Raw genomic sequence first — 25,897 nt, forward strand, 5'->3', positions numbered from 1 at the left:
CCACTATGTCTGTTCTCGAGATCCGCGATCTCCACGTGACCGTGGAGACGGATGCCGGAACCACGCCGATCCTCAACGGGGTCACCCTGACGATCAGCACCGGTCAGACGCACGCCATCATGGGCCCCAACGGCTCGGGCAAGTCCACCCTGGCGTACACGATCGCCGGGCACCCGAAGTACACCGTCACGAGCGGCTCCATCACGCTCGACGGGGAGGACGTCCTGGAGATGTCGGTCGACGAGCGCGCCCGTGCGGGTCTGTTCCTGGCCATGCAGTATCCCGTCGAGATCCCGGGTGTCACGGTGACGAACTTCCTCCGCACCGCTAAGACCGCCGTCGACGGCGAGGCGCCCTCGATCCGTACCTGGACCAAGGACGTCAAGGGCGCGATGAAGGACCTGCGCATGGATCCGAAGTTCGCCCAGCGCAACGTCAACGAGGGCTTCTCCGGCGGCGAGAAGAAGCGGCACGAGATCCTGCAGCTCGAGCTGCTGAAGCCGCGCATCGCCGTCCTCGACGAGACCGACTCGGGTCTTGACGTGGACGCGCTCAAGGTCGTCTCCGAGGGGGTCAACCGCGCCAAGGAGGCCACCGACCTCGGTGTGCTCCTGATCACGCACTACACCCGGATCCTCCGCTACATCCGTCCCGACCACGTCCACGTCATGGTCGCCGGTCGCATTGCGGAAGAGGGCGGCCCGGAACTGGCCGATCGCCTGGAGGCCGAGGGCTACGACCGCTACCTCCCGACCGGTGATTCCGAGCCCGCCGACGCGCCCGCCGCGGCCGGCGCGTAGGATCGTTACATGACCGCAACCCTCTCGCCCGAGAAGTTCGACGAGGTCACCGAGGCCCTGAAGGACGTCATGGACCCCGAACTGGGGATCAACGTCGTCGATCTGGGGCTCATCTACGACCTCGGCTGGGACGACGAGAACGACGCCCTGGTCATTCACATGACGCTGACATCGGCCGGCTGCCCGCTCACCGATGTCCTCGAGGAGCAGACCGCGCAGTCTCTCGACAACGTCGTGGATCGCTTCCGCATCAACTGGGTGTGGATGCCGCCGTGGGGCCCCGAGCGGATCACCGACGACGGACGCGACATGATGCGCGCCCTCGGCTTCGCGATCTGACGACCGACCGCTTCGGCCCGCGCGTCGTTTCGTCCCGTGACGCCCGAGCGCGCAGGCCGCCGGCCTGCGTCCTAGGCTCGGGTCATGAGCGTCGTCCCGCTGCAGGCCCTTCCCCTCGACCGGTTGCGGGAGCGCGCGAGCACGAAATGGCGCAGCTACCCCGAGGATGTCCTGCCGCTCTTCGTCGCCGAGACCGACTATCCGCTCGCGCCCGCGATCACCGACGCCCTCACGCGTGCGGTGCTGCTCGGCGACACCGGGTACACCCCGCCTGATCCGGGGCTGGGCGTCGCGTTCTCGGGGTTCGCCCGACGCCGCTTCGGATGGTCCGTGGACCCGGCATCCGTCTCGTCGACCTGCGACGTGATGATGGGGGTCGTGGAGATCCTCCGCCGTGTCATCGCGCCGGGGGAGCGGGTCGTGGTGATGCCGCCGGTCTACCCGCCCTTCTACGACTGTGTGGAGGAGGCGGGAGGCGTCGCCGAGCGCGTTCCGCTCGCGGTGTCGGACCGCGGATGGCGGATCGATCTCGAGGGTGTCGGCCGCGCGCTCGATGGGGGCGCGCGCGCCGTGCTCCTGTGCAATCCCCAGAACCCCACCGGGACCGCCCATTCCCGCGACGATCTGGCCGCGCTGGCCTCGCTCGCGGCCCGCCACGGTGCGGTCGTCATCAGCGATGAGATCCACGCGCCGCTCACTCACGCACCGGCGCGGTTCACGCCTTTCCTCTCCGTCTCGGAGGAGGCGGCATCCGTCGGCTACTGCGTGACCAGCGCGAGCAAGACCTTCAACCTCGCGGGCCTCAAGTGCGCGCTGATGATCGGCGGCGCGGAACAGCAGCGTTCCCTGCTGCGCGCGCTGCCCCCGGAGGTCGGCTGGCGCACGGGTCTTTTCGGGGCCCTGGCCGGTGTCGCGGCGATGTCGCCCGAGAGTGACCCGTGGCTCGACTCTCTGCTCGTGGCGCTGGACGACCAACGTCGACTGCTGACCGATCTCCTGGCGGCGCACCTTCCGGATGCGCGGTACCTCGAACCCGACGCCGGGTATCTGGCGTGGGTCGACGTCTCCGCCTACGGCTGGGGCGACAATCCCGCGACCCGGATCCGCCGCGATGCGCGTGTGGCGCTCCACCACGGGCCGCTGTTCGGGGCCGAGGGGCGCGGACACGTGCGCATCAACATCGGATGCGCGCCCGAGATCCTCGCCGAGGCCGTCGAGAGGGTGGGTACACTGGCGAGGCGATGAGCTCCTCTTCCCGTTCCACCGGTATCTGGAGCGGGGAGTACCTCTGGGTCACCCTCGGAGCGGTCGCGATGATCTTCCTGGCCGCGACGCAGGCGTTGGCCGTCACGACCGTCATGCCCCTGGTCAGTGCCGATCTCGACGGCGAGGCGCTGTACGCCGTGGCCTTCTCGGCCACGGTCGCCACGAGCGTGATCGGCATGGTCGCCGCCGGTGCCTGGTGCGACCGCGGGGGAGTGCTGGCTCCGCTGTCCACCTCGGTGCTGCTCTTCGTCCTCGGTCTCGTCGTCGCCGGCGCGGCCGCGAGCATGGAGTGGGTGGTGATCGGCCGTCTCATCCAGGGGCTCGGGACGGGTGGGCAGACGGTGTCGCTGTACGTCGTGGTGGCTCGCGTGTACCCGGCGATGGTGCACGGGCGGGTGTTCGCGGCGTTCTCGGCGGCCTGGGTGATCCCCTCGCTGGTCGGTCCGCTGCTCGCCGGCGCCGTCGCCGAGTTCTTCCACTGGCGCTGGGTGTTCCTGGGCGTGGCGGCGCTGACGCTGTCGGCCTTCGCCGTCGTCGTCGCACGACTCCGCGGGCTCCCGTTGGACGCGCCCGAGCGCGGTGCGACCGACGTGGGACGCCGACTGGCGTGGGCCACGGCGCTGGCGGTCTCCGCCGTGGCCCTGAGCCTCGCGGGCGAGGCGGGTCCTGCGCGGATCCCGATCATCGTCGTGGCGGTGGTCGCGATCGCGGTGACGGTCCGGCCGCTCCTGCCGTCGGGTGCCCTCCGCGCGCGCCGGGGCCTGCCCAGCGTCATCCTCATGCGCGGCGTCATCGCCGGCGCTCTCTTCGGCGCCGAGATCTACGTGCCCTATCTGCTCATCGACGAGTACGGCTTCAGCGCGACCTGGGCGGGGCTCGGGCTGACCGCGGCGGCGCTGGCCTGGGCGGCGGCCGCCGAGGTGCAGGGGCGCGTGGGCGATCGGCTGGGGAACCGGCGCATCACCCTCATCGGAGTCGCGTTCCTGGCCTCGTCGATGGCGATCGTCGGCCTGGTCGCGGTGACGCACGCCCATCCGGGGATCCTCATCGCCGGATGGGGGCTCTCGGGTGCCGGGATGGGGCTGATGTACCCGCGCCTGACGGTTCTCACCCTGGCCTACTCGACGACGCAGAACCAGGGCTTCAACTCCGCCGCCCTCTCCATCTCGGACGCCGTCGGCGCGGCGACCACCATCGCCGTGATGGGACTCGTCTACACGGGCCTCGGTGGCGGCATCCTCGCCTTCACCTGGGTCTTCGCGCTCGGGACGATCGTGGCCCTCGCGGCTCTGGTGCCCGGACTCCGTCTCGGACATGGAGCGGAGGTGCGCGCGACGACCGTGCCGACGTGAGCAGGGCGTTACCGCGCGTTTGGCCATTCGGGGAAGGTGAGGCTACCCTTACTTCGTGCCCGCCATCGCTACCGAGGTCCGACCCGCGTACCGCCCGTACATCCTGCAGGTCGCCGGAGTCCAACGGCTCTCGCCGCATTTCGCGCGCGTGCGGCTCACGGGCGACGACCTGGAGCACTTCGGGACCGCGGGGCTCGACCAGCGCGTGAAGATCCTCTTCCCCGACTCGCGCGGCGCCTTCGCCGACGTCGGCCAGGACGAGGGCGCCGGCGACTGGTACGACCGGTGGCGCGCACTCCCCGACGCGTCGCGGAACCCGTTCCGGACGTACACCGTCCGGCGGATCGACCCGGTCCGGCGGGTCCTGGAGATCGACTTCGTCGTCCACGAGGACCCTGGCCCGGCCGGGGCATGGGTCGGCGTCGCCACGGTCGGCGACCCCCTGATCGTCGTCGGGCCCGACGAGCGCAGCCCGCACTCGCGCGCGGGCCTCGACTGGCACCCCGGGACGGCGAGGCGCGTGCTGCTTGCCGGTGACGAGACGGCGGTGCCCGCGATCAGCGGCATCCTCGAGGCGCTTCCCGCGGGATGCACGGCCGAGGCCTTCCTGGAGGTGCCGACCGCGGCGGACGCGCAGGACCTCGTCGTCGGCGCGGGTACGCGCGTCCACTGGATCGCGCGGGACGGGGCAGAGCACGGATCCGGCCTTCTCGTCGCGCTCCGGGCATGGACGGGGGAATCGTCCGATCTGCTCGCCCGCGCCTCCGCGCCCCGACCGCAGGCGCTCGCCGATGTCGACGTCGACGCGGAGCTCCTGTGGGACTCCCCGCTCGACGGCGAAGGCGAGTTCTACGCCTGGATCGCCGGCGAGGCCGCGATGGTCAAGACCGCGCGTCGTCTGCTGGTGTCGGAGTGCGGCGTGGACCGCAAGCGCGTCGCCTTCATGGGCTACTGGCGCCTCGGACAGTCAGAGCGCACGGGATGACCCGCGCCCCGCGGTCGGCGGGGCAACGTCGCATCGCCGTCACCGCCGTCGTCGCGGCGGCGCTGACGCTGGCCGCCGTCGTCCTGAGCCTCGCCGTCGGCGCGCGGCCGATCGCGCCCGCCGTCGTCGTCGACGCGCTCCTCGCCTACGACCCGAGCCTCAATGACCACGTCGTGGTCCTCACCCAGCGCGTGCCCCGCACCCTCATCGGCCTCCTCGCGGGTGCCGCGCTGGCGCTCGCGGGCACGACCATGCAGGGTCTGACGCGGAACCCCTTCGCCGACCCGGGACTCCTCGGCGTCAACGCCGGGGCATCCGTCGGCGTCCTCGCGGCCATCACGTTCGCGGGGATCCGTCAGCCCGCGGGTTTCGTCTGGTTCGCGTTCGCCGGCGCGGCCGTCGCAGCGGTCTTCGTGGCCGTCATCGGCTCCCGCGGACCGGATGCCGCGTCGCCGGCCAAGCTGGCCCTCACGGGGGCCGCGGTCACCGCCGGACTCACCTCGATCACGCTGCTCATCCTCACCACGCAGTCCGCGGCCCTCGACGTGTACCGCTACTGGTCGGTGGGCGCCCTCACCGCCCGGGGCCTGGACACGGTCGCGCTGGTCGTGGTCCCTCTCGCGGTGGGCACCGTCCTCGCTCTGGCCTCCGCGCGAGGCCTCGACCTCCTCGCGCTCGGCGAGCAGACGGCGACCGGCCTCGGACACAGTGTTCCGCGCACGCGCGCGATCGGCATCCTCGCGGCGGTCCTCCTCGCCGGGGGTGCGACGGCCATCGCCGGCCCGCTCGTCTTCCTCGGACTCGTCGTGCCTCACCTCCTCCGCTTCCTCGTCGGCGCCGGCTACGCGGCGCTGCTGTGGATCGGGATGCCGGTGGGGGCGACGCTGCTGCTCGTCGCCGACGTCCTCGGCCGTGTCGCGGCGCCCCCCGGCGAAGTCCAGGCCGGCGTCGTCCTGGCGATCATCGGCGCGCCGGTACTCATCGCGCTGGTCGTGCGCGGAGAGAGGGTGTCGCTGTGATCGCCGTCGCGGACGTCCGGCGCCTCGCCCGGCGTCGCTGGGGCGTCGTGCTCGTCTCTCTCGGTGCGCTCACGGTCGTCGCAGCCGCGGCGGCGCTCATGATCGGCGACTATCCGCTCGGCCCCGGACAGGTGCTCGCCGTCCTGTTCGGCGGCGGCGAGCCGGTGGAGCAGTACGTCGTCCTGCAGTCCCGCCTGCCGCGGCTGACCATGGCGCTGCTGGTCGGGGCGGCCCTCGGAGTGGCCGGTGCCCTGCTCCAAGCCCTGTTGCGCAATCCGCTCGCGAGTCCCGATCTGCTGGGGATCTCCGGCGGGAGCACGCTCGCCGCGGTGTTCTGCCTCCTCGTCCTCGGACTGACAGGGCCCGTGCTCGCCGCCTTCGCCCTCGTCGGCGGGCTCGCGGCATCCGCTCTCCTCCTCGCCGTGGCGCGGGGGCGCGCCGCGGGGTACCGCCTCATCCTCGCCGGGATCGGGGTGTCCTTCTTCTGCGCGGCCCTCGTCGGCTTCCTCATGACCCGCGCGCAGCTGCAGCAGACGCAGGCGGCGCTCGTCTGGCTCACCGGCAGCCTCGCCAGCACGCCGTGGTGGCAGGTCATCGTCCTCGCCGCGGTGTGGCTGCTCGTGCTGCCCCTGCTCCTTCCGCTGGCGCGTCGCCTTCCTGTCCTGATGCTCGGCGAGCAGACGGCGACGGGTCTCGGCGAGCACTCGGGGCGGGTCCGCACCGCCGGCGTCGTCGTCGCGGTCATCCTGACGGCGGTGACGTGCGCCTTCGCGGGCCCCATCTCGTTCGTGGCGCTGTGCGCGCCCGCGATCGCCCGGCCCCTCACCGGTCACGGGTCGGTCGCCCTCGCGCCGAGTGCGCTGGTCGGCGCGGCGCTGCTGGCGCTGTCGGATCTCGTCGCGCAGTACGCGCTCCCGAACGTGTCGATGCCGGTAGGTGTGGTCACCGGGGCGTTCGGCGCCGTGTTCCTGCTGTGGTTGCTCGCGACGTCGAAGGGACGCGCACTATGACGACATCCGCCCGCACCACCCGCGTCGAGGCGCGACGGCTGACCGCGCGTGCGCTGCGCGCCGGCTATCCGGGGCGCACGGTCATCGACGGGTTGGATCTGGATCTGGCCCCGGGCCGGATCACGATGATCATCGGCGCCAACGCGTGCGGCAAGTCCACGCTGCTCGGAGCTCTCGCACGCCTGCGGGCGCCGTTGTCCGGCGCGGTGGAGTTGGACGGAGAGGACGTGGCTCGGATCCCGCGTGCGTCGTACGCGCGCGCCGTGGGCCTCCTGCCCCAGCATCCGATCGCTCCCGAGGGGATCACGGTCGCCGAGCTGGTGTCGCGGGGGCGGCATCCGCATCGGGGACTGTTCCGTCGCTGGAGCGCGGAGGACTCGGCTGTCGTCGATGACGCACTGCAGCGCACCGGCACCGCGGAGCTCGCGGCACGTCCGGTCGGCGACCTGTCCGGAGGCCAGCGGCAGCGCGTCTGGATCGCCATGGCGCTGGCCCAGGACCCGAGCATCCTGCTGCTGGACGAGCCGACGACGTTCCTCGACCTCAGCCACCAGATCGAGGTCCTCGACCTCCTGCGCGAGCTGAACACCACCCGCGGTACGACCATCGTCGCCGTCCTCCACGACCTCAACCTGGCGGCCCGCTACGCCGACGAGCTCGTGGTCCTCGCGGGAGGACGGCTCATCGCGCAGGGTGCGCCCGTCGATGTCCTCACCGCGAAGGTCGTGGCCGAGGCGTTCGCGCTCGAAGCCCTCGTGATCCCCGACCCGCTCACGGCGACTCCGCTCGTCGTCCCCGTGCCCGGCGGTGCGCACGTCACCGCCGACCCCGCCTGATCCCGGCACCCGCGGATCACCATCAGAAAGGAAACCCGATGACCCGCTTGCGCCCGGTCCTCGCCCTCGCCGCCGCCACCTCGCTGGCGCTCTCCCTCGCCGGCTGCGCGTCCGCCGCCGAGGAGTCCGACGCCACCGCGCCCGCCGCCGGCGACAGCGCCGCCTTCCCGCTGACGATCCCCTCCGCGCTCGGCGACGCCGTCCTGGAGTCCGCCCCGGAGCGGGTCGCGACCTGGGGGTGGGGTGCCACGGACGCGGTGCTCGCCCTCGGCGTCGTGCCCGTCGCCATCCCCTCGGACGACTACTCCGGCGGCGAGTCCCGGATCTCCCCGTGGATCGAGGACGCGCTCGAGGAGATGGATGCCGAGACTCCCGTGATCCTGGACAACTCCGCGTACGAACTCCAGGTCGAGGAGCTGCTCGCCGCCGACCCCGACGTTCTGATCGCCCCGTACTCCGGGCTCACTCAGGAGGAGTTCGACGCGGTGACCGGAGCGGGGATCCCGGTCGTCGCGTACCCCGAGGCACCGTGGACGACGCCGTGGCGCGACGTGGTGACCATCACGGGGGAGGCGCTCGGGCTCGAGGCCGAGGCCGACGAGGTGCTGGAGTCACTCGACGCGGAGGTCGCCGCGGCCGCCGCCGCGCACCCCGAGTTCGAAGGCGTCTCGATCTCGGTGCCGAGCGATTCCGCGGGGACCTGGTACCTGTACCTGCCCGCCGACCCGCGTGTGGAGATCCTCGAGGACCTCGGCTTCGTCACGCCGCCGAGCGTCACCGATCTCGACACAGGTGAGTCGACGTTCTACACCACGGTGAGCCCGGAGAACCTCGACCAGGTGGATTCCGAGGTCGTGCTGACCTTCGTGGACAGCGAGGAGGCGTTCGAGGGCTTCCTCGGCTCGTCCACCGCGCAGCTCATGCCCGCGGTGGCGCAGGGTGCGGTGGCCGGCCTGGTCGGCGTCGAGGAGATCTCCGCGCTCACCCCCACGCCGCTCACCCTCCCGTGGATCCTTCCCACGCTGACGGAGAAGCTCGCCGCGGCGACGGCGGTCGCGCAGGGCTGACCGGCTCCGTCCAATACGAGGAGAGCCCCCGACCGCACGGTCGGGGGCTCTCCTCGTATCGTCAGACGATCACGCGTCGCGACGTCGGTCGACCGCGCGGACGCCCACCCAGGCGAGGGGCACGAGGACGGCCGCGGCGGCGGCCTTGATCAGGCCCGGCAGGATGAAGGGCACGACCCCCGCAGCGAGGACGGAGGCCGCGGTGACCTGCTGGCCGAGCACGGTGCCGAGGATCAGCGCCATGTAGGGGACGCCGACCAGGAAGGGGACGACGCTGGCCGCGACGAAGCCCACGAACGCCAGCCAGGGCTTCCGGTCCCAAGCGCGCTCGGCGAACCACCCGGCCAGGAAAGCGGCCGGAATGAACCCGACGATGAACCCGAAGGACGGCGACAGGACGTAGGCCGGGCCGGCGACCGGGCCGGCGAAGACGGGAAGTCCCGCGAGGCCGACCAGGAGGTAGGACGTCAACGCCGCGGCGCCGCGACGGGCGCCGAGGGCGGCGCCGACGACGATGACGCCGAGCGTCTGGCCGGTGATCGGGATCGGTCCGATGAAGAAGGACACCTTCGCGAGGAGCGCGACGAGCGCCACGCCGGACAGGACCAGGGCGGCATCCACGGCGAAGGCGCGGGAACGGGTTGCGGGACGACCGAGAGCATCGGCGAGGACGCGTCGGCGGTGCGGGGCGGCGAGCGAGGACATGGGTCTCCTTCGGCGTCAGGGGAGGGCGCCGCGCCGGTGGCGGCATCCCGCGTCTCACTCTAGGGCGACGCGCCCCGGCGACTCTGTCGGGTTCTGACGGAGGAACGAGGGAATCTTTGTATGGGCGGTCAGGCGGTAGACTGGGCGGCTGGCCGTCGGCCATCCTCCACCCTCGATCGAACGGACCTCCGCTGTGCTCGCCGTGCACGAACTCGAGATCCGCGTGGGCGCCCGTGTGCTCATGTCGGACGTGTCCTTCCGCGTCTCCGGGGGCGACAAGATCGGACTGGTCGGCCGCAACGGCGCCGGCAAGACCACGTTGACGAAGGTTCTCGCCGGCGACCTCCTCCCCGCCGGCGGATCGGTCGACCGCATCGGCGAGATGGGCTACCTCCCGCAGGACCCGCGCTCAGGGGATCCGGAGATGCTCGCGCGCACGAGGATCCTCGACGCGCGTGGCCTCGGCACGCTCGCGCTCGGAATGCACGAGGCGTCCCTCGCCATGGGCGATGACGACCCCGCCGTCGCGGCCAAGGCGATGAAGCGCTACGGATCGCTCACCGAGCGTTTCGAGGCGCAGGGCGGGTACGCCGCCGAGGCGGAAGCGGCCTCCATCGCGCACAACCTCTCGCTGCCGGACCGCATCCTCGACCAGCCGCTCAAGACGCTGTCGGGCGGGCAGCGGCGTCGCATCGAGCTCGCCCGCATCCTGTTCTCGGATGCCCAGACGATGATCCTCGACGAGCCCACCAACCACCTCGACGCCGACAGCGTCGTGTGGCTGCGGGAGTTCCTGAAGGGGTACAAGGGCGGACTCATCGTCATCTCCCACGACGTCGAGCTCGTCGGCGAGACCGTGAACCGCGTGTTCTACCTCGACGCCAACCGACAGGTCATCGACGTCTACAACATGAACTGGAAGAACTACCTGCGCCAGCGGGTGGCCGACGAGGAGCGCCGCAAGAAGGAACGGGCGAACGTCGAGAAGAAGGCCACCGCCCTGCAGCAGCAGGCTGCGCGCTTCGGTGCGAAGGCCTCCAAGGCCGCCGCGGCCCACCAGATGGTCGCGCGCGCGGAGAAGCTCCTGTCCGGTCTCGAGGAGGTCCGCCAGGAGGACCGGGTCGCGAAGCTGCGGTTCCCGAAGCCCGCGCCCTGCGGCAAGACCCCGCTGATGGCCTCCGGACTGTCGAAGTCCTACGGGTCGCTCGAGATCTTCACCGATGTGGACCTCGCGATCGATCGCGGGTCGCGGGTCGTGATCCTCGGACTCAACGGTGCGGGCAAGACCACGCTGTTGCGCATCCTGGCCGGGGTCGATCAGCCCGACACCGGCCAGCTCGAACCGGGGCACGGTCTGAAGATCGGCTACTACGCCCAGGAGCACGAGAACCTCGACGTCTCCCGCTCGGTGCTGGACAACATGATGTCCGCCGCTCCGGACATCACGGCGACCGAAGCCCGCAAGGTGCTGGGGTCTTTCCTCTTCACCGGCGACGACGTGCTGAAGCCGGCCGGGGTGCTCTCCGGCGGCGAGAAGACGCGACTCTCCCTCGCCACGCTCGTGGTCTCGTCGGCGAACATGCTCCTCCTCGACGAGCCCACCAACAACTTGGACCCGGCTTCCCGCGAGGAGATCCTCGGCGCGCTTGCGCACTACGAGGGCGCGGTCGTCCTCGTCTCCCACGATGAGGGCGCGGTCGAGGCACTGAACCCCGAGCGCGTCCTCATCCTCCCCGACGGGGTCGAGGACATCTGGGGTCGCGACTACGCCGAGCTCATCTCGCTGGCCTGAGCGTCGCGCGTGGGCCGCGCGCGGTCCGCGTCGAGGAGGGCGTCTTCGTCATCGGCGTCGCGATCGCGTCGACGGCGTCGGCGCGGAGACGGTGCCGCGGCGTCGTCTCCGGCATCCTGTTCATCCTCGAGGCGGTGGCGACGCTCGGTGCGGATCACATATCCGATGAAGATGAAGCCCATCAGGGCGAAGAGGATCCACTGGATCGCATACGACAGGTGCGGCCCGGGGTCTTGCGACGGAGAGGGGAGCGTCGCGGGGGTGTCCGCCACCGCGGGGGTCTCCGAGACGAGGATGCCGTACACACCCCCGATGAGCGCGTCCGCCGTCGCGGGGGAGAGCTCGCCCCCGATGAGGTCGACGTTGATCGTCGGGACTTGCCCCTCGGGCGCGGATCGTCCGGATGTCGGCGCGGCCTCCTCCGGGCGCAGGCGCACGATGACGGTGGACTCGCCGAGCGGTGGATCGGGCACGACCGCCGGCCCCGTGCCTTCCTCGGCGGGAGGCACCCAGCCCCGGTCCACGATCACGACGCGGCCGTCCGAGAGACGGAAGGGCGCGAGGACCTCGAAGGCCGAAGTTCCGCCATGCGGGCGATTCCGGACGGTGATCTGCTCGGCCGCGAGATACTCGCCTCGCAACACCACCGGTCGCCACTCGTCGGCGGGGGAGAGCCCGTCGCCGACGGGGATGACCTCCTCCACGGCGACCGGAGCGGCGTCGTAGTTCTGCTCGACCAGTGCGAGTTGCGCCGCCCGGTCGTCGTTGCGGGAGAACTGCCAGTTCGAGAGCCAGACGCAGGCGATCGCGAAGACGACGGCCAAGCCGATGTAGATGCTCCACCGGCCGGCGCGGGGGAGCGACTGCATACTCACTCCGCGGTCGCCGCTCACGACATCCTCCGCTCCGTCGCGTCGGCCGCGCCGAGCGACGAGACCGAGACGGGGAAGTCGCGGGCCGTGAGGAAGTCGCGCAGATAGTCGCGATGCTCGTCGCAGGCGACCCACGTCTTCGTCCGGTCGACGCCGTGGATGCGAGGATTGCGCCAGTCGATCCGCCATCGTGCCGCGGCGCGGCATCCCGCTCGGGAACATTCGGCGCGCGCCGGAGCGGTCACGGGCGCGGGGGCTGCTCGGACGGCGGATTCTCCTCCATGCGGAAGACCGCGGTCGTGCCCGGCGTCTCCTCGACCCGGATCACGAGAGGCTCCTCCGCGCGAACCGGCCGCTCGGAGGCGGACACCGGAAGCGCCCGCTCGGGATCCACCCGCGCCTCTGTCAGCGGCTTGTCGTCGACGTTGGCGTCGACCACCGCGAAGTACGGCAGGAGAACCGCGGCCGCACCCAGGATCCACGTGTACCAGCCGTACGGCGTGATGACGACCATCAGGATGAAGCACAGGATGCGCGCCGCCATCATGATGAGATACCGCGTCGACCGCGCGTCCGCCGCGTCCCGCGGCGATCGCGGCAGGGACGTGGTGGAGGGGGCGTGGCGACGGTTTCTCACGGTGGTACCAGGGTACGCCCGTGGGGTGGGTGCGGCTCCGGATGCGCACGTCTGTTCTGCGCGCGCTCAGCTGTAGGAGGTGGAGCCGCTGACCAGGATCGCGGGAAGCAGAATGAGCAGGAAGAGGAGGAGGCCGAGGACGATGAAGCCGAGGCCCACCCAACCGACGATCGTGCCGGCCAGAGCGAGGCCGCGCCCGTTCTCGCCGGTGCGCTTGATCTGCGACAGCGACATGTGGCCGGTGATCACACCGACGAGCGAACCGATGAAGGGGAGAATGACGAGGGCCGCGAGGGAGGACACCAGCGAGACGATCGCAAGCGTGTTCGTCTTCGGCGCCGACGGGTAGCCGTACCCCTGGAGACCGGAGGCTCCCTGCGGGTAGGCGGGTGCGGCGTAGCCGGAGGGGGCGGGGTAACTCGGCGCGGCGCCCGCCGGAGAGGCGTATGCCGGCGGCGGCGCGTAGCCGGGAGCGGGCGGAGGGGTCGGTGCCGATCCTTCAGCGTCGGGGTTCGAGCCCGGGGAGTTGTCGCTCACGGTCAGCCTTTCGTCGAGTGTGACTCCAGCGTTCCAGCGGCGGGTGGGCGTGTCAAACCGCCCGACGCTAGGCTGGGGCGGTTCCCCCGCAACCTGCTCCAGGAGTGTGCATGTCCACTGACCGCGTCGTCCTCGTCACCGGTGGAAACCGCGGCATCGGCCGTGCCATCGCGGAGCGCTTCGTGCGCCTCGGATATCGGGTCGCCGTCACCACGCGCTCCGGCGAAGGGCCGGAAGGCACGCTGACGGTCCGTGCGGATGTCACCGACGCCGCCTCGGTGGATGCCGCGTTCTCCGAGGTCGAGGCAGCCCTCGGCCCGGTCGAGATCGTCGTCGCCAACGCGGGGATCACCAAGGACACCTTGCTGATGCGGATGACCGAGGACGACTTCGACAGCGTGGTGGCCACGAACCTCGGCGGTGCCTTCCGGGTCGTCAAGCGCGCGTCCAAGAACATGCTCCGTGCGCGGTGGGGCCGGGTCGTGCTCATCTCCAGCGTCGTGGGGCTCTACGGCTCGGCCGGTCAGGTGAACTACGCGGCATCCAAGAGCGCCCTCGTGGGATTCGCGCGCTCCCTCACCCGTGAGTTGGGCGGCCGTGGGATCACGGCGAACGTCGTCGCGCCGGGATTCATCGAGACGGACATGACCGCCGAACTCCCCGACGCGACGCAGGCCGAGTACAAGAAGAACATCCCCGCCGGTCGCTTCGCCACCTCCGATGAGGTGGCGGGGGTCGTGGCGTGGATCGCCTCCGACGACGCCGCCTACATCAGTGGTGCGGTCATCCCGGTCGACGGCGGTCTCGGCATGGGGCACTGACGCCCGACTCGCCTGCGCCGGTCACCGGGGCAGGAGCGGGATGACCTCGCGCAGGTCGACCGGACCGATGACGAGGTCCGCGTGCGTCCGGACGGTCGGCTTGGCGTTGAAGGCGAGACCGAGCGCCGCGACTCCCATCATCTCCAGGTCGTTCGCGCCGTCGCCGATGGCGATGGTCCGCCCGTAGGGGACGCCGAGGTCGTCCGCCCAGCCCGAGAGGGTGCGGGCCTTCGCCGTGGCATCGACGATCTCGCCGGTGACCGTTCCGTCGAGGACGCCGTCGCTCTCGCCGAGTCGGTTCGCCCGCCAGCGATCGACGCCGAGATCGGGTGCGACATGGTCGAGGATCTCGTGGAAGCCCCCGGACACGACGCCGACGACGCCGTCGCGCGCGTGCACGGCGGCGATCAGCTCCCGGACACCCGGGGTGGGTTCGACCCGTGAACGGACGCGGGCGAACGCCGAGACGGGCACGCCCCGCAACGCCGCGACGCGGGAGCGGAGGCTGGTGGCGAAGTCCACTTCTCCGCGCATCGCGGCCTCGGTCGCGGCGGCGACCTCGTCACCGCGACCCGCCTCGTCCGCGAGGAGTTCGATCACCTCGTTGCGGATCAGGGTGGAGTCGGCATCCAGGACCACGAGGAGTCGCGCGCGGGCGTCAGGCATCCCTCGAGGCTATCGTTCGCGGGCGCATCGGCCCGTCACCGATCGACGTGGACGCCCTTGCCGACGATGGTGATGCCGGTCTCCGTCACCGTGAATCCGCGCTGGAGGTCGCGTTCGCGATCGACGCCGACGGTGGCGCCCTCGCCGAGGACGACGTTCTTGTCGAGGATCGCGCGATGGATGCGCGCCCCCGCGCCCACGCGCACGTGGTCGAACAGGACCGAATCGGTGATCGTCGACCCCCCGTCGGCGAGCGTCCAAGGACCGACCACGCTGCGCTCCAGATGGGTACCGGACAGCACCGATCCGAGCGAGACGATCGAGTCGATGGCGTTGCCGATCCGCCCGACCGAGTCCCGCACGAACTTCGCCGGCGGCGAGTTCACCGCCTGCGAGTGGATGGGCCATTCGGTGTTGTAGAGGTTGAACACCGGGAGCGTCGAGATCAGGTCCATGTGCGCATCGAAGAAGGACTCGATCGTCCCCACGTCCCGCCAGTAGGAACGATCGCGGTCCGTGGACCCCGGCACCTCGTTGCGCTTCATGTCGTACACGCCCGCCTCGCCGCGCGAGACGAAGTAGGGCACGATGTCGCCGCCCATGTCGTGGTTGGAGGTGGGGAGCTCCCCGTCGCTCTCGACGGCGGCGATGAGCGCATCGGCGTCGAAGATGTAGTTGCCCATCGACGCCAGCACTTCGCCCGGGGAGTCGGCGAGCCCGGTCGGATTCTGCGGCTTCTCCAGGAAGTCGTTGATGCGCGTGGGATCGTCGGCGTCGACGTCGATGACGCCGAACTGGTTCGCGAGGGAGATCGGCTGGCGGATGCCGGCGACTGTCGCCTTCGCTCCCGACGCGATGTGCGCACCCAGCATCTGCTGGAAGTCCATGCGGTAGACGTGGTCCGCGCCGATGACGATGACGATGTCGGGCTGCTCGTCGTTGATGAGGTTGAGGCTCTGCAGGATCGCGTCGGCGGAGCCGGAGAACCACCGCTTGCCGAGGCGCTGCTGAGCGGGCACCGAAGCGACGTACGAGTTCAGCAGCGCCGACATCCGCCACGTCTGCGAGATGTGGCGGTCGAGGCTGTGCGACTTGTATTGGGTGAGGACCACGACCTGCCGCAGACCCGAGTTGATGAGATTCGAGATGGCGAAGTCGATGAGTCTGTATTGGCCCCCGAACGGAACGGCGGGCTTCGCGCGATCCGCCGTGAGCGGCATCAGACGCTTGCCCTCGCCGCCGGCGAGGATGATGGCGAAGACCTTCGGCGCTGCAGGCATGGGAACACACTATGGCGCGTTGGGCCGGTGTACTAGCGTTCGATCATGCGCGTCGACATCATCACGAAGGAATACCCGCCCGAGATCTACGGCGGAGCGGGAGTCCACGTGACCGAGCTCGTCCGCGCGCTGCGCGCGGACGTGGACGTGCGCGTCCGGGCCTTCGGAGCGTCGCGCGACGAGGCAGGCACGTCCTCCTACCCCGTGCCCGAGGGACTTCGGGACGCGAACGCCGCGCTCCAGACGCTCGGCACTGACCTCGAGATCGTCGGAGACGTCGCCGGTGCCGACATCGTCCACTCCCACACGTGGTACGCCAACTTCGCGGGGCACCTCGCGGCGCTCCTGCACGGCATCCCGCACGTCGTCACCGCGCACAGCCTCGAACCGCTCCGGCCCTGGAAGGCGGAGCAGCTCGGTGGCGGGTACGCGGTGTCGAGCTACATCGAGAAGACGGCGTACGAGGGTGCGGCGGCGGTGGTGGCGGTGAGCGAGGGGATGCGCGCGGACATACTCCGCAGCTACCCGGCCCTGGACCCCGCGAAGGTGCGGGTCATCTACAACGGCATCGACACCGACAGTTGGCATCCCGTCGAGGATCCCGATCTCCTGCGCGGCCTCGGCATCGATCCCGCGCGCCCGTCCGTCGTCTTCGTCGGGCGCATCACGCGGCAGAAGGGACTGCCGTACCTCCTGCGTGCCGTCGAGTCCCTCCCGCCGGAGGTCCAGGTGGTGCTGTGCGCCGGCGCCCCGGACACCCCGCAGATCCTCGCGGAGGTCGAAGGCCTCGTCCGCGGGCTTCAGGCCACGCGGGACGGCGTCGTCTGGATCGACCGGCTCCTGCCGCGCCCCGAACTGTGCGCGATCCTCACGGCCGCGACGACGTTCGTCTGCCCCTCGGTCTACGAGCCGCTCGGCATCGTCAACCTCGAGGCGATGGCCTGCGGGGCCGCGGTCGTCGGCACGGGGACCGGAGGCATTCCCGAGGTGGTCGTCGACGGCGTCACCGGCAGGATCGTCCCGATCCATCAGGTGCAGGACGGCACCGGAACCCCCACGGATCCCGACGCGTTCGTCGCCGACCTCGCCCGCGTCCTCACCGAGGTGGTGAGCGACCCCGAGCGTGCGCGCGCCTACGGCGAGGCCGGACGCGCCCGCGCGCGCCAGGACTTCAGCTGGGCGTCGATCGCCGCGCAGACCGAGGCGCTCTACACCGAGTTGCGCGCCACCGGCAGATAGGCTGGGCGGCATGCCGCAGGTGCTCGAGTTCTCCGATGTCGTCGTCCGCCGAAACGCCCGCAACATCGTCGATCACCTCGACTGGTCCGTCGAAGACGACCAGCGCTGGGTGATCCTCGGCCCGAACGGCGCCGGGAAGACGACCCTCCTCCAGCTCGCCGACACGCTGCTGCACCCCACCTCGGGGCGAGTGTCGATCCTCGGCGAGCAGCTCGGCCGAACGGACGTGTTCGAGCTGCGCCCCCGGATCGGCTTCGCCTCCTCGGCGATGGCGCGGCGCGTGCCGCCGGAGGAGACGGTGCTCGACGTCGTCCTGACGGCTGCGTTCTCCGTCGTCGGTCGGTGGCGCGAGGACTACGAGGACATCGACGAGCGGCGCGCCCTCCGCGTCCTGGCCGAGTGGAACCTCGATCACCTGGCCGACCGCACGTTCGGCACGCTCAGCGACGGCGAGCAGAAGCGCGTGCAGATCGCCCGCGCCGTCATGACCGACCCGGAACTCCTCCTCCTCGACGAGCCCACCGCGAGTCTCGACCTCGGGGCGCGGGAAGAGCTCCTGGCGCTGCTGAGCGGGTACGCGCAGGCGCCGAGCACGCCCGCGATGGTGATGGTCACCCACCACGTCGAGGAGATCCCCATCGGATTCACGCACGTCCTGCTCCTCGCCGAGGGCCGCGCGGTCGCGGCCGGACCGATCGCCGAGACCCTCACGGCGGAGGCGCTCACCGAGGCGTTCGGGGTGCCGATCACCCTCACCGAGGCGGAGGGGCGGTTCGCCGCGCGCGCCTCGCGCGCCCCCGGTTCGGCGAACGCCTGACCTCCTGATAGACTCGTCCCTTGGTGCACGCGCACCGCAGACTTTCGAAGCCTCCCGCAAGGATCATCATGAAGACTGACATCCACCCCGACTACAAGGCCGTCGTGTTCCGCGACCTCGGTTCGGGCGACACCTTCCTCACGCGCTCGACCGTGTCCAGCGACAAGACCATCGAGCTGGACGGCGTGGAGTACCCCGTCATCGACGTCGAGATCTCCTCCGCCTCGCACCCGTTCTACACGGGCAAGCAGCGCATCATGGACTCCGCCGGCCGTGTCGAGAAGTTCAACCAGCGCTTCAAGAACTTCGGTTCCAAGTAAGCCCTGCGATGAACGAAGACCCCGCTCCGGCGGGGTCTTCGTTCATTCCGGGGCGATTCATCGGATGGGCCAGCTGCCGTCGATGCGGTCGTCGGGGTCGAGTCGCCCGATCGAGATGAAGTACTCGGTCAGGCTGTCCGCCTGGGCACGTGCCCACGCGATCTGACGGGTGTGGAGTTCGGTCGCCGTCGTGGGCAGCCAGGGGGCGAAGCGCTCCGCAAGAGCCTGCGCGACGCGCCCTGCAGCCGTCGCGTCTGCGGCCGCCTCGTGTGCTCCGTCCAATCGCACCGCGTAGTGCGCGGCCACCGCCGACAGCGTGCGCTTCCCGCGCCGCCAGCGGTCGTAGGTCTTGTCGACGACGAGTGGGTCGATCACCGGCGCCGGGGCGTCGATCGGGACGAGGCCGTGCCGCAGCGCCTCGTTCTTCAGAAGCGAGAAGTCGTAGGGCGCGTTGTAGGCGACGACGGGGATGCCCGCGGCGAAGAGCGCCCGGAGCGCCTCGAGCACCTCGGCGACGACCTCCTGCGCCGGTCGCCCGTCCGCGCGCGCCCGCGCCGTGGTGACCCCGTGGATGGCGGCAGCGCCGTCGGGGATCGGGACGCCGGGGTCGGCGAGCCAGTCGCGAGCCTCCAGGACGCGACCGTCGGCGTCGAGGACGCCGACGTGGGCTGTCACGATGCGATCGGAGCGGACATCGACCCCGGTCGTCTCGAGGTCGAACACGCCGATGACCCGCATCCAGTCGGGGGCGTCGAACAGGGCGAGCTGCGAGTCCATGGCGCTCAGGGTAGGCCGGTCCTCCGACACCGCCGGCAGGCCGCGCAGGATGACGGAGATGTGCACGATGACGGAGCCCCTGGCGTCTCGGCATCCGTGATCCTGCACATCGACGCGATCGGGCTCACGCGGGGTGCGCGCCACGGCCTCGTAGACTCGGGGAGTGGCCGCACCCAACCCCTACGCCGAGCTCCTCGACGCGATTCCGGTCGAGCGGCACGAGATCGAGGTGCAGGGGGGCGCCACCGCGTACTGGGTCTACGGCCCCGCCGATGCGGCGACGACGATCGTCGCGGTGCACGGCTTCCGCGGCGAGCACCACGGTCTCGAGCCGGTCGTCGCGCACCTCGACGGAGTCCGGATCATCTCGCCCGATCTTCCGGGCTTCGGCGAGACGCCCCCGCTGCCCGGAGTGCGCCATGACCTGGCGACCTATGCGGGGTGGTTGCGCGCGTTCGCCGCTGCCGTGGCGCCGGGGGCGGTGATCCTCGGGCATTCGTTCGGTTCGATCGTCGTGGCGGCCGCCGTCGCGGACGGCCTCGAGACGCCGCGCGTCATCCTGGTGAATCCGATCGGAGCCCCCGCCCTCGAGGGGCCGCGCGGCATCCTGACCCGACTCGCGGTGTTCTACTACTGGAGCGGTGCGCGTCTGCCGAAGCCGATCGGCGATGCGCTCCTGCGCAACGGCGCGATCGTCCGCGTGATGAGCGTGTCGATGGCCAAGACGCGCGACGCCGACCTGCGTCGCTTCATCCACGACCAGCACGACACGTACTTCTCCCAGTTCGCCGATCGCGATGTGCTGCACGACGCATTCGTCGCCTCGGTGTCGCACGACGTGCGCGAGTTCGCACCGGCCATCGCGCAGCCGACCCTTCTGATCGCCGCGCAGGAGGACGACATCACCCCGATCGAAGCCGAGCGCCATCTCGCGACACTCTTCCCGGATGCCGCGCTCGTCGAGATCCCCGACGTCGGGCACCTGATCCACTACGAGACTCCGGGGGTCGCGGCCGCGGCCGTCACCCGATTCCTGACGCCCTCCGACGGCGGTACGCGATGACGTTCATGCGGTTGCCGCAGTTGCCGGTGTCGCAGTAGCGCTTGGACCCGTTCTTCGAGTAGTCCACGTATGCGGCGTCGCAGTCGTCGGCGTCGCATCGGCGGATGCGGTCGTATTCGTCGGCGCGGATGACGTCGACGAACGCCATCGCCGACTCCACCAGCATCCGCACGTCGAGGGGGGAGTCGTCGGAGGTCGCGTGGATGTGCCAGTCGTACTCGTCGTGGATGACCAGGCGGGGGAGGGCGCCGCCGTCCTCGAGCATGGAGTTGACCAGCGGCACCGCGCCGGCGCGGTCCACGTCCCAGAGCGCGTCCAGGCGTGCGCGCACGTGCCGGACCGCGGCGAGCTCTGCGTCGTCGAGCCGCACGACGCCGCTGTACGGATGCCGCGAGAGGAAGGCCCGGAGGTCGTCGACCGTCGCGAGCCCGTCCTCTCGTTCCCCGTCCGGGAGGGTGTTCACCAGGTCGACGACCATCATCAGCGTGCGCTTGGTGTCATGAATGAATACCACGTTGACTCCTGACCTCGGCATCCCCTACTGTCACGAGTGTAAACACAGTTCGCCCCTGACAGTCGGATGCCCATGACCGCCGCGACCGCGCCCATCCCCCTCATCGCCCCGGAGCGCGGGGCTCCCCGCCGCACGGCGGGTCTGTTCATGGCCGTCGCATCGGCGCTCGCGTTCTCTTCGAGTGGACCCTTCATCAAGCCCCTGCTGGAGGAAGGCTGGTCGCTCGGCGCGGCTCTGCTCGTGCGCATGGCGCTGGCGGGTCTCGTCCTGTCGCCGGCGCTGTGGATCGCGATCCGCCGTCAGCGCGGATTCGTCCGCCTGCACGGGCGTCTGATCGTGGGCTTCGGCCTGACGGCCGTGCTGGGCTGTCAGCTGTTCTTCTTCGCGGCGATGCAGCGGATGCCCGTGGCCGTCGCGCTGCTGATCCAATACCTCGCTCCGGTGATGCTCGTCGCGCTGGTGTGGGTGCGCACGCGTCGTCGCCCCTCCCGGCTCGTCTTCGTCGGCTCCGTGGTCGCGGTGGCCGGGCTCGTCCTGGTCGTCGACATCTCCGGCGCCGGATTCGACCTCCTCGGGACGCTGCTCGCGTTGGGCGCCGCGGTCTGCGTGATGGCGTACTTCCTCATCGCGGAGCGGACGGGCGACACCCTGCCGCCGCTGGCGTTGGCTTCGGGTGGCCTGTTCGTCGGCGCCGCGGTGATCGGGCTCCTCCTCGCGGTGGGGGTGATGCCGTGGCATGCTCCCGCCGTGACGGTGGTCCTCGCCGGGGCGGAGGTGCCGTGGTTCGTGCCGCTGCTGTTCGTGGGTCTTGCCGGAACGAGCATCGGCTACGCGTTCGGGGTGATGGCGGTGCCGCGGATCGGGTCGCGCGTCGCGTCGTTCGTCGGACTGTCCGAGGTGCTGTTCGCCCTCGGGTTCGCATGGATCCTCCTCGCCGAGGTGCCGGCCCCGGTCCAGTTCGTCGGCGGAGCGCTCATCCTGCTCGGCGTCGTCCTCGTCCGCGCCGACGCGGAGTCGGCCGCGGAGCCGAAGGGGGAGGCCGCTATCGTTCCCGTCGTGCCAGCTCCATGAGGGGCAGGACGCGATGGGCGATGACCTCGCCCATCACGAGCGACGTCTCGGTGCGCTCCACGCCGTCGATCGCCAGGATGCGCGCGTCGGTGTCGAACAGGTGCTGTGTGTCGCGGCAGGCGACGCGGACCAGGACGTCGACCGGTCCGGACAGTCCGTGGGCGTGGACGATCTCCGGAACCCGCGCGAGTTCCGCGGTGATCCTCGGCAGGTCCGCCTGTCGCACCGTCACGCTGATGAACGCCTCGATGGGGAACCCCAGAGCCTCGGCGGAGATCGCCCGCTCGAACGAGAGGAACACCCCTGTCCGCTCCAGGCGGGCCATGCGGGCCTGGACGGTGTTGCGCGAAAGGCCGAGGCGCTCCGCCAGGGCGACCACCGTGGCCCGGTGATCGGCGGACAAGGCGGCGAGAAGCTCGAGGTCGACGTGATCCAGCCCACTCATAGTGCTGAACATTAGCAGGTATCTCGCGAGTGTGTGGGGCATCATGCTCAATCGGATGCCGAATGGTTGAGCGTCGTGACGTCTGGACGTAGCGTGGCCCTGACCGGCGACGACGCCGGTCGACGCCACTGCCGGATGACTCACGAGGTCCTCCGGCCGAGGAGGGATGACGATGACGCACACCCTGAACCCCACGGCCGACATCGCGACCGACATCGATGATGTCGCGCGCCTGATCGGCCCCGACGGCACCCGCGTGACGGACCCGGAACTGGAGCGCTGGGTCGCCGACGTCGATGCCGAGACCCTGCGGGGGCTCTATCGCGACATGGTCCTCGTCCGTCGGATCGACACGGAGGGCGTCGCTCTGCAACGCCAGGGGCAGCTCGGACTCTGGGCGCCGTGCCGCGGTCAGGAGGCGGTGCAGGTCGGTACCGCACGGGCTCTGCGCGCGGACGACTTCGTCTTCCCCAGCTACCGGGAGGTCGGCGTCCATCATGTGCGGGGTGCAGCGCCGCAGGACTTCGTCCTCGCGTGGCGCGGCGTGACGCACTCCGCGAACGACCCCTACACGACCAACACCGCCACGTCGCAGATCATCATCGGCGCACAGACGCTGCACGCCGTCGGGTACGCGATGGGGATCCAGCGAGACGGCGCCGATCAGGTCTCGGTGGCGTACTTCGGCGACGGGGCGACGAGCCAGGGTGATGTGAACGAGGCGATGGTCTTCGCATCGTCGTTCTCCGCGCCGGTCGTGTTCGTCTGCTCCAACAATCATTGGGCGATCTCGGAACCCGTCTCCGTCCAGGCCGCGTACCCGATCGCGGGGCGTGCACCCGGATTCGGCATCCCGAGCCTCCGGGTCGACGGCAACGACGTGCTGGCGTGTCTCGCGGCGATGCGGTGGGCCACGCACCGGGCGCGGACAGGTCAGGGGCCCGCCTACATCGAGGCCGTGACCTACCGCATGGGGCCGCACACGACGTCGGATGACCCCACGAGGTATCGCGACGAGGCGGAGGTGGAGCGCTGGCGTCGTCGCGATCCGATCGACCGGCTCGAGGCGTTCCTGCGCGGCCAGGGAGAGCTCGACGACGCCTTCAGCCGGTCCGTCGACGCGGACGCGGACATCCTGGGCGCGGCGGTGCGCGCCGCCACGCTCGGGGCGCGCACCCCCGACCCCCTGGAGGTGTTCGACCACGTCTACGCCGAGCCGCACACCGGTCTCGATGAACAGCGTGGCTGGTTCGCCGCCTACCTCGACGGCTTCGCGGCGGAGGAGGAGGCATGACCGAGCTGACCATGGCGAAGGCGATCACGGCGGGATTGCGCCGTGCGATGGCGGATGACCCGAAGGTCCTCGTGATGGGGGAGGACGTCGGTTCCCTCGGCGGCGTCTTCCGCGTCACCGACGGTCTTCAGGCCGAATTCGGTGCGCAGCGGGTGATCGACACCCCGCTCGCGGAATCGGGCATCATGGGCACGGCCGTCGGCTTGGCCTTCCGGGGCTTCCGCCCCGTCGTCGAGATCCAATTCGACGGCTTCGTCTACCCGGCGTTCGACCAGATCGTCTGCCAGGTCGCGAAGCTGCACTATCGCACGCGGGGCGCCGTGCGGATGCCGATCACGATCCGCATCCCGTGGGCCGGTGGCGTCGGAGCCGCCGAACACCACTCGGAGTCCCCCGAGGCGTACTTCGTGCACACCTCGGGACTGCGGGTCGTCGCGGTCTCCGATCCGCAGGATGCGTATGTGTCGCTTCGTCAGGCGATCGCCTCCGATGACCCGGTCGTCTACTTCGAGCCCAAGCGGCTCTACCACCTCAAAGGCGAGGTCGATCTCTCGACGGATCTGGCGGATGCCGCGCCGCTCGGGCTCGCACGCGTCGTGCGGGAGGGCCGGGACGTGACGCTGCTCGCATACGGCGCGATGGTCCGCACCGCCGTGGATGCCGCTGATGCGGCGGAGGCGGAGGGGATCTCGATCGAGGTCATCGATCTGCGCTCGCTGTCTCCGGTGGACTACCGGACGCTGGAGGCGTCGGTGCGCAAGACCGGCCGCGTGGTCATCGCGCACGAGGCGGCCCGCGAGGCCGGTGTCGGGGCGGAGGTGATCGCGAGTCTCACCGAGCGGTGTTTCCACTATCTCGAGGCGCCGCCCGTACGCGTCACCGGTCACGACATCCCGTACCCGCCGGCCAAGCTCGAGAAGCATCACATTCCCGACCTCGACCGGATCCTCGACGCGGTCGACCGCGTCCTGGACCGCCCGAACAGTCGATCGGAGGTGGTGGGGTCGTGATCGAGCGGTTCCTTCTGCCCGACCTCGGAGAAGGTCTTCCCGAAGCGGAGATCGTCCAGTGGCATGTCGCCGAGGGGGACGCCGTCGTCCTCAACCAGACGATCGCCGAGGTCGAGACCGCGAAGGCGATCGTGGAGATCCCCTCGCCGCACGCCGGTGTCGTCCGCTCGCTCCATGCCGCCGCGGGCGAGGTCGTCGACGTCGGCGCCCCGCTGATCTCCTTCGAGATCGCCGCTGAGGCCTCCGCCGACGCCCCCGGTTCCGCATCCGCGTCGGAGGCGCCGGGTGAGGAGGAGTCGGGCCCCAACCTGGTCGGCTACGGCGCCGCGGCGCGCCGCGCCGGGCCGCCACGGCGTCGCGCGCGCACGCATGGGGCGCGGAGGAGCGACGTCGACACCGCCGTTCTGGAGGCTGCTCCCCACGATGCCCGACCCCGTCCCGAGCCCGCGGAGGAGCCCGGCCGGGAGCGCCCGCGCTCGACGCCCCCCGTCCGGGCGCTCGCGAAGCGGCTGGGCGTGGACCTTTCACTCGTCGAAGCCTCCGGCGTCACGGGCATCATCACGCGCGAGGATGTCGAGGCGTATGCGGAGACGGTGGCGCCGAGCCGCCGGGGCGATGCGGTGTCCGCCGTCGCGCTCTCCGCTCCCGACGGGGGCGCACGCACGACGCGAATGCCCATCCGCGGTGTGCGCAAGCACACGGCGGAGGCGATGGTGCGCAGCGCCTTCACCGCGCCGCACGTGACGACCTTCCTCACCGTGGATGTCACCGAGACGATGGACCTCCTCGCGCGCCTGCGGGAGGACCGCGAGCTGGGCGAGGAGAAGATCGGCATCCTCGCCGTCGTGTCGAAGGCCGTGTGTCTCGCCCTCCGCCGGCACCCGGAACTGAACGCGCGATGGGAACAGGACGCCGGAGAGATCATCCAGCACCACTACGTCAACCTGGGGATCGCCGCTGCGACGCCCCGAGGACTGCTCGTGCCCCATGTCGCCGACGCCGAGCGGATGTCGGTCATCGAGCTGTCGCGGGCGATCCGCGACCTCGCCGACACCGCCCGCTCAGGTCGCACCGCGCCCGGTGCGCTGACCGGCGGCACCTTCTCCATCACGAACGTCGGGGTGTTCGGCATCGACGCCGGAACCCCGATCCTCAACCCCGGTGAGGCCGGGATCCTCGCGCTCGGCGCGGTGCGCCGCCAGCCGTGGGAGCACCGGGGAGAGGTGGCACTCCGCCAGGTGACGACACTCGCGCTGTCGTTCGACCATCGGCTCGTGGACGGCGAGCAGGGCGCGCGATTCCTCGCGTTCGTCGGAGACCTGCTGCGCGATCCCGCCCGAGGACTGATGCTCGCCTGACGGGG

Annotated in this window: 29 protein-coding genes; 19 read left to right on the plus strand and 10 right to left on the minus strand. The window is 70.7% G+C overall.

Translation table 11 applies throughout. The annotated features are described in order from the left end of the window. Positions 1 to 5: 5 nt before the first annotated feature. The 9 genes from sufC to KZC50_RS10470 all read left to right on the plus strand — a co-directional run bounded on the left by sufC (position 6) and on the right by KZC50_RS10470 (position 8,674). A complete protein-coding gene (gene sufC, locus KZC50_RS10430) occupies positions 6 to 800 on the plus strand; it encodes a Fe-S cluster assembly ATPase SufC (protein ID WP_053547340.1) in 795 nt (264 codons plus the stop codon). A gap of 9 nt (positions 801 to 809) precedes the next feature. Beyond that, positions 810 to 1,139, plus strand: coding sequence for a metal-sulfur cluster assembly factor (locus KZC50_RS10435; RefSeq protein ID WP_053547341.1), 330 nt, complete (start codon positions 810 to 812; stop codon positions 1,137 to 1,139). A gap of 84 nt (positions 1,140 to 1,223) precedes the next feature. Then, the gene (locus KZC50_RS10440) at positions 1,224 to 2,384 is read left to right on the plus strand and encodes a MalY/PatB family protein (RefSeq protein ID WP_310891651.1); all 1,161 of its coding nucleotides are present in this window, start codon (positions 1,224 to 1,226) and stop codon (positions 2,382 to 2,384) included. Next, positions 2,381 to 3,757 (plus strand): MFS transporter, encoded by a 1,377-nt coding sequence (locus tag KZC50_RS10445; RefSeq protein WP_310891652.1) that lies wholly within the window; start codon positions 2,381 to 2,383, stop codon positions 3,755 to 3,757. Before KZC50_RS10440 ends, KZC50_RS10445 begins: the two co-directional genes overlap by 4 nt. 55 nt (positions 3,758 to 3,812) lie before the next feature. Further along, positions 3,813 to 4,742 carry a siderophore-interacting protein gene (locus tag KZC50_RS10450; RefSeq protein ID WP_310891653.1) on the plus strand — a complete coding sequence of 310 codons (930 nt, stop codon included), beginning with the start codon at positions 3,813 to 3,815 and terminating at the stop codon, positions 4,740 to 4,742. Next, positions 4,739 to 5,761, plus strand: a complete 1,023-nt coding sequence (locus KZC50_RS10455; RefSeq protein WP_310891654.1) for a FecCD family ABC transporter permease — start codon at positions 4,739 to 4,741, stop codon at positions 5,759 to 5,761. The genes KZC50_RS10450 and KZC50_RS10455 overlap by 4 nt, the downstream gene beginning before the upstream one ends. Further along, on the plus strand, positions 5,758 to 6,771 hold the full coding sequence (locus KZC50_RS10460) for a FecCD family ABC transporter permease (protein WP_301132400.1): 1,014 nt from the start codon (positions 5,758 to 5,760) through the stop codon (positions 6,769 to 6,771). Before KZC50_RS10455 ends, KZC50_RS10460 begins: the two co-directional genes overlap by 4 nt. Further along, positions 6,768 to 7,607: an ABC transporter ATP-binding protein gene (locus KZC50_RS10465; protein WP_310891655.1), complete on the plus strand. Its 840-nt coding sequence runs from the start codon at positions 6,768 to 6,770 to the stop codon at positions 7,605 to 7,607. The genes KZC50_RS10460 and KZC50_RS10465 overlap by 4 nt, the downstream gene beginning before the upstream one ends. 38 nt (positions 7,608 to 7,645) lie before the next feature. Continuing rightward, positions 7,646 to 8,674 (plus strand): ABC transporter substrate-binding protein, encoded by a 1,029-nt coding sequence (locus tag KZC50_RS10470; protein ID WP_310891656.1) that lies wholly within the window; start codon positions 7,646 to 7,648, stop codon positions 8,672 to 8,674. A gap of 69 nt (positions 8,675 to 8,743) precedes the next feature. Here KZC50_RS10470 and KZC50_RS10475 read toward each other — a convergent pair whose 3' ends face one another. Further along, the gene (locus KZC50_RS10475) at positions 8,744 to 9,379 is read right to left on the minus strand and encodes a biotin transporter BioY (protein ID WP_310891657.1); all 636 of its coding nucleotides are present in this window, start codon (positions 9,377 to 9,379) and stop codon (positions 8,744 to 8,746) included. A gap of 193 nt (positions 9,380 to 9,572) precedes the next feature. Here KZC50_RS10475 and KZC50_RS10480 point away from each other — a divergent pair, with 193 nt between their 5' ends. After that, on the plus strand, positions 9,573 to 11,171 hold the full coding sequence (locus tag KZC50_RS10480) for an ABC-F family ATP-binding cassette domain-containing protein (protein WP_310891658.1): 1,599 nt from the start codon (positions 9,573 to 9,575) through the stop codon (positions 11,169 to 11,171). Here the strand turns inward: KZC50_RS10480 and KZC50_RS10485 are convergent. The 4 genes from KZC50_RS10485 to KZC50_RS10500 form a co-directional block, all read right to left on the minus strand. After that, positions 11,144 to 12,064, minus strand: a complete 921-nt coding sequence (locus KZC50_RS10485) for an SURF1 family cytochrome oxidase biogenesis protein (RefSeq protein ID WP_310891659.1) — start codon at positions 12,062 to 12,064, stop codon at positions 11,144 to 11,146. The genes KZC50_RS10480 and KZC50_RS10485 overlap by 28 nt on opposite strands. Then, the gene (locus KZC50_RS10490) at positions 12,061 to 12,288 is read right to left on the minus strand and encodes a hypothetical protein (protein WP_310891660.1); all 228 of its coding nucleotides are present in this window, start codon (positions 12,286 to 12,288) and stop codon (positions 12,061 to 12,063) included. The genes KZC50_RS10485 and KZC50_RS10490 overlap by 4 nt, the downstream gene beginning before the upstream one ends. After that, complete coding sequence (locus KZC50_RS10495; protein ID WP_310891661.1) at positions 12,285 to 12,680, minus strand: DUF3099 domain-containing protein; 396 nt, start codon at positions 12,678 to 12,680, stop codon at positions 12,285 to 12,287. Before KZC50_RS10495 ends, KZC50_RS10490 begins: the two co-directional genes overlap by 4 nt. Before the next feature lie 66 nt (positions 12,681 to 12,746). Further along, positions 12,747 to 13,217, minus strand: coding sequence for a DUF4190 domain-containing protein (locus KZC50_RS10500; RefSeq protein WP_301132393.1), 471 nt, complete (start codon positions 13,215 to 13,217; stop codon positions 12,747 to 12,749). Positions 13,218 to 13,327: 110 nt separating this feature from the next. Between KZC50_RS10500 and fabG the strand changes: the two genes are divergently transcribed. Continuing rightward, the gene (gene fabG, locus KZC50_RS10505; protein ID WP_310891662.1) at positions 13,328 to 14,038 is read left to right on the plus strand and encodes a 3-oxoacyl-ACP reductase FabG; all 711 of its coding nucleotides are present in this window, start codon (positions 13,328 to 13,330) and stop codon (positions 14,036 to 14,038) included. Positions 14,039 to 14,059: 21 nt separating this feature from the next. On the opposite strand, the gene serB is transcribed toward fabG, so the two are convergent. Both serB and glgC read right to left on the minus strand, forming a co-directional pair. Continuing rightward, positions 14,060 to 14,704: a phosphoserine phosphatase SerB gene (gene serB, locus KZC50_RS10510; RefSeq protein WP_310891663.1), complete on the minus strand. Its 645-nt coding sequence runs from the start codon at positions 14,702 to 14,704 to the stop codon at positions 14,060 to 14,062. A 35-nt stretch (positions 14,705 to 14,739) separates the two neighbouring features. Continuing rightward, positions 14,740 to 15,984, minus strand: a complete 1,245-nt coding sequence (glgC, locus tag KZC50_RS10515; RefSeq protein WP_310891664.1) for a glucose-1-phosphate adenylyltransferase — start codon at positions 15,982 to 15,984, stop codon at positions 14,740 to 14,742. A gap of 45 nt (positions 15,985 to 16,029) precedes the next feature. On the opposite strand from glgC, the gene glgA reads away from it, so the two are divergent. From glgA to KZC50_RS10530, 3 genes are all read left to right on the plus strand, one after another. Then, entirely contained in the window at positions 16,030 to 17,223 is a 1,194-nt protein-coding gene (gene glgA / locus KZC50_RS10520; protein WP_310891665.1) for a glycogen synthase, read from the plus strand. A 10-nt stretch (positions 17,224 to 17,233) separates the two neighbouring features. Beyond that, positions 17,234 to 18,040: an ABC transporter ATP-binding protein gene (locus tag KZC50_RS10525; protein WP_236968472.1), complete on the plus strand. Its 807-nt coding sequence runs from the start codon at positions 17,234 to 17,236 to the stop codon at positions 18,038 to 18,040. Between the two features lie 68 nt (positions 18,041 to 18,108). Beyond that, the gene (locus KZC50_RS10530) at positions 18,109 to 18,360 is read left to right on the plus strand and encodes a type B 50S ribosomal protein L31 (protein WP_053547359.1); all 252 of its coding nucleotides are present in this window, start codon (positions 18,109 to 18,111) and stop codon (positions 18,358 to 18,360) included. A gap of 57 nt (positions 18,361 to 18,417) precedes the next feature. Here KZC50_RS10530 and KZC50_RS10535 read toward each other — a convergent pair whose 3' ends face one another. Beyond that, positions 18,418 to 19,137, minus strand: coding sequence for an exonuclease domain-containing protein (locus tag KZC50_RS10535; protein ID WP_301132389.1), 720 nt, complete (start codon positions 19,135 to 19,137; stop codon positions 18,418 to 18,420). Positions 19,138 to 19,300: 163 nt separating this feature from the next. Here KZC50_RS10535 and KZC50_RS10540 point away from each other — a divergent pair, with 163 nt between their 5' ends. Continuing rightward, positions 19,301 to 20,200 (plus strand): alpha/beta fold hydrolase, encoded by a 900-nt coding sequence (locus tag KZC50_RS10540; protein WP_310891666.1) that lies wholly within the window; start codon positions 19,301 to 19,303, stop codon positions 20,198 to 20,200. Here the strand turns inward: KZC50_RS10540 and KZC50_RS10545 are convergent. Then, positions 20,160 to 20,714: a CGNR zinc finger domain-containing protein gene (locus tag KZC50_RS10545; RefSeq protein WP_310891667.1), complete on the minus strand. Its 555-nt coding sequence runs from the start codon at positions 20,712 to 20,714 to the stop codon at positions 20,160 to 20,162. The two genes, KZC50_RS10540 and KZC50_RS10545, sit on opposite strands and share 41 nt — an antisense overlap. A 72-nt stretch (positions 20,715 to 20,786) precedes the next feature. Between KZC50_RS10545 and KZC50_RS10550 the strand changes: the two genes are divergently transcribed. After that, positions 20,787 to 21,785, plus strand: coding sequence for an EamA family transporter (locus KZC50_RS10550; protein WP_310891668.1), 999 nt, complete (start codon positions 20,787 to 20,789; stop codon positions 21,783 to 21,785). Here KZC50_RS10550 and KZC50_RS10555 read toward each other — a convergent pair. After that, positions 21,757 to 22,230 (minus strand): Lrp/AsnC family transcriptional regulator, encoded by a 474-nt coding sequence (locus tag KZC50_RS10555; protein ID WP_053547363.1) that lies wholly within the window; start codon positions 22,228 to 22,230, stop codon positions 21,757 to 21,759. The two genes, KZC50_RS10550 and KZC50_RS10555, sit on opposite strands and share 29 nt — an antisense overlap. Positions 22,231 to 22,396: 166 nt before the next feature. Here KZC50_RS10555 and pdhA point away from each other — a divergent pair, with 166 nt between their 5' ends. The 3 genes from pdhA to KZC50_RS10570 are packed head-to-tail and all read left to right on the plus strand — an operon-like array spanning position 22,397 to position 25,892. Then, on the plus strand, positions 22,397 to 23,524 hold the full coding sequence (gene pdhA / locus KZC50_RS10560; RefSeq protein WP_310891669.1) for a pyruvate dehydrogenase (acetyl-transferring) E1 component subunit alpha: 1,128 nt from the start codon (positions 22,397 to 22,399) through the stop codon (positions 23,522 to 23,524). After that, entirely contained in the window at positions 23,521 to 24,534 is a 1,014-nt protein-coding gene (locus KZC50_RS10565) for an alpha-ketoacid dehydrogenase subunit beta (protein ID WP_236968466.1), read from the plus strand. Before pdhA ends, KZC50_RS10565 begins: the two co-directional genes overlap by 4 nt. Continuing rightward, positions 24,531 to 25,892, plus strand: a complete 1,362-nt coding sequence (locus KZC50_RS10570; protein ID WP_310891670.1) for a dihydrolipoamide acetyltransferase family protein — start codon at positions 24,531 to 24,533, stop codon at positions 25,890 to 25,892. The genes KZC50_RS10565 and KZC50_RS10570 overlap by 4 nt, the downstream gene beginning before the upstream one ends. The last annotated feature ends 5 nt before the right edge of the window (positions 25,893 to 25,897 follow it).

It is taken from the genome of Microbacterium aurantiacum (assembly GCF_031625015.1).
GTDB lineage: Bacteria > Actinomycetota > Actinomycetes > Actinomycetales > Microbacteriaceae > Microbacterium > Microbacterium aurantiacum.

Coding starts and splice junctions, on each gene's coding strand:
- KZC50_RS10555 (WP_053547363.1), bottom strand. CDS start 22,230: ATGAGTGGGCTGGATCACGTCGACCTCGAGCTTCTCGCCGCCTTGTCC.
- serB (WP_310891663.1), bottom strand. CDS start 14,704: ATGCCTGACGCCCGCGCGCGACTCCTCGTGGTCCTGGATGCCGACTCC.
- KZC50_RS10565 (WP_236968466.1), top strand. CDS start 23,521: ATGACCGAGCTGACCATGGCGAAGGCGATCACGGCGGGATTGCGCCGT.
- pdhA (WP_310891669.1), top strand. CDS start 22,397: ATGACGATGACGCACACCCTGAACCCCACGGCCGACATCGCGACCGAC.
- KZC50_RS10440 (WP_310891651.1), top strand. CDS start 1,224: ATGAGCGTCGTCCCGCTGCAGGCCCTTCCCCTCGACCGGTTGCGGGAG.
- KZC50_RS10550 (WP_310891668.1), top strand. CDS start 20,787: ATGACCGCCGCGACCGCGCCCATCCCCCTCATCGCCCCGGAGCGCGGG.
- KZC50_RS10475 (WP_310891657.1), bottom strand. CDS start 9,379: ATGTCCTCGCTCGCCGCCCCGCACCGCCGACGCGTCCTCGCCGATGCT.
- glgA (WP_310891665.1), top strand. CDS start 16,030: ATGCGCGTCGACATCATCACGAAGGAATACCCGCCCGAGATCTACGGC.
- KZC50_RS10435 (WP_053547341.1), top strand. CDS start 810: ATGACCGCAACCCTCTCGCCCGAGAAGTTCGACGAGGTCACCGAGGCC.
- glgC (WP_310891664.1), bottom strand. CDS start 15,984: ATGCCTGCAGCGCCGAAGGTCTTCGCCATCATCCTCGCCGGCGGCGAG.
- KZC50_RS10525 (WP_236968472.1), top strand. CDS start 17,234: ATGCCGCAGGTGCTCGAGTTCTCCGATGTCGTCGTCCGCCGAAACGCC.
- KZC50_RS10455 (WP_310891654.1), top strand. CDS start 4,739: ATGACCCGCGCCCCGCGGTCGGCGGGGCAACGTCGCATCGCCGTCACC.
- fabG (WP_310891662.1), top strand. CDS start 13,328: ATGTCCACTGACCGCGTCGTCCTCGTCACCGGTGGAAACCGCGGCATC.
- sufC (WP_053547340.1), top strand. CDS start 6: ATGTCTGTTCTCGAGATCCGCGATCTCCACGTGACCGTGGAGACGGAT.
- KZC50_RS10535 (WP_301132389.1), bottom strand. CDS start 19,137: ATGGACTCGCAGCTCGCCCTGTTCGACGCCCCCGACTGGATGCGGGTC.
- KZC50_RS10530 (WP_053547359.1), top strand. CDS start 18,109: ATGAAGACTGACATCCACCCCGACTACAAGGCCGTCGTGTTCCGCGAC.
- KZC50_RS10465 (WP_310891655.1), top strand. CDS start 6,768: ATGACGACATCCGCCCGCACCACCCGCGTCGAGGCGCGACGGCTGACC.
- KZC50_RS10445 (WP_310891652.1), top strand. CDS start 2,381: ATGAGCTCCTCTTCCCGTTCCACCGGTATCTGGAGCGGGGAGTACCTC.
- KZC50_RS10470 (WP_310891656.1), top strand. CDS start 7,646: ATGACCCGCTTGCGCCCGGTCCTCGCCCTCGCCGCCGCCACCTCGCTG.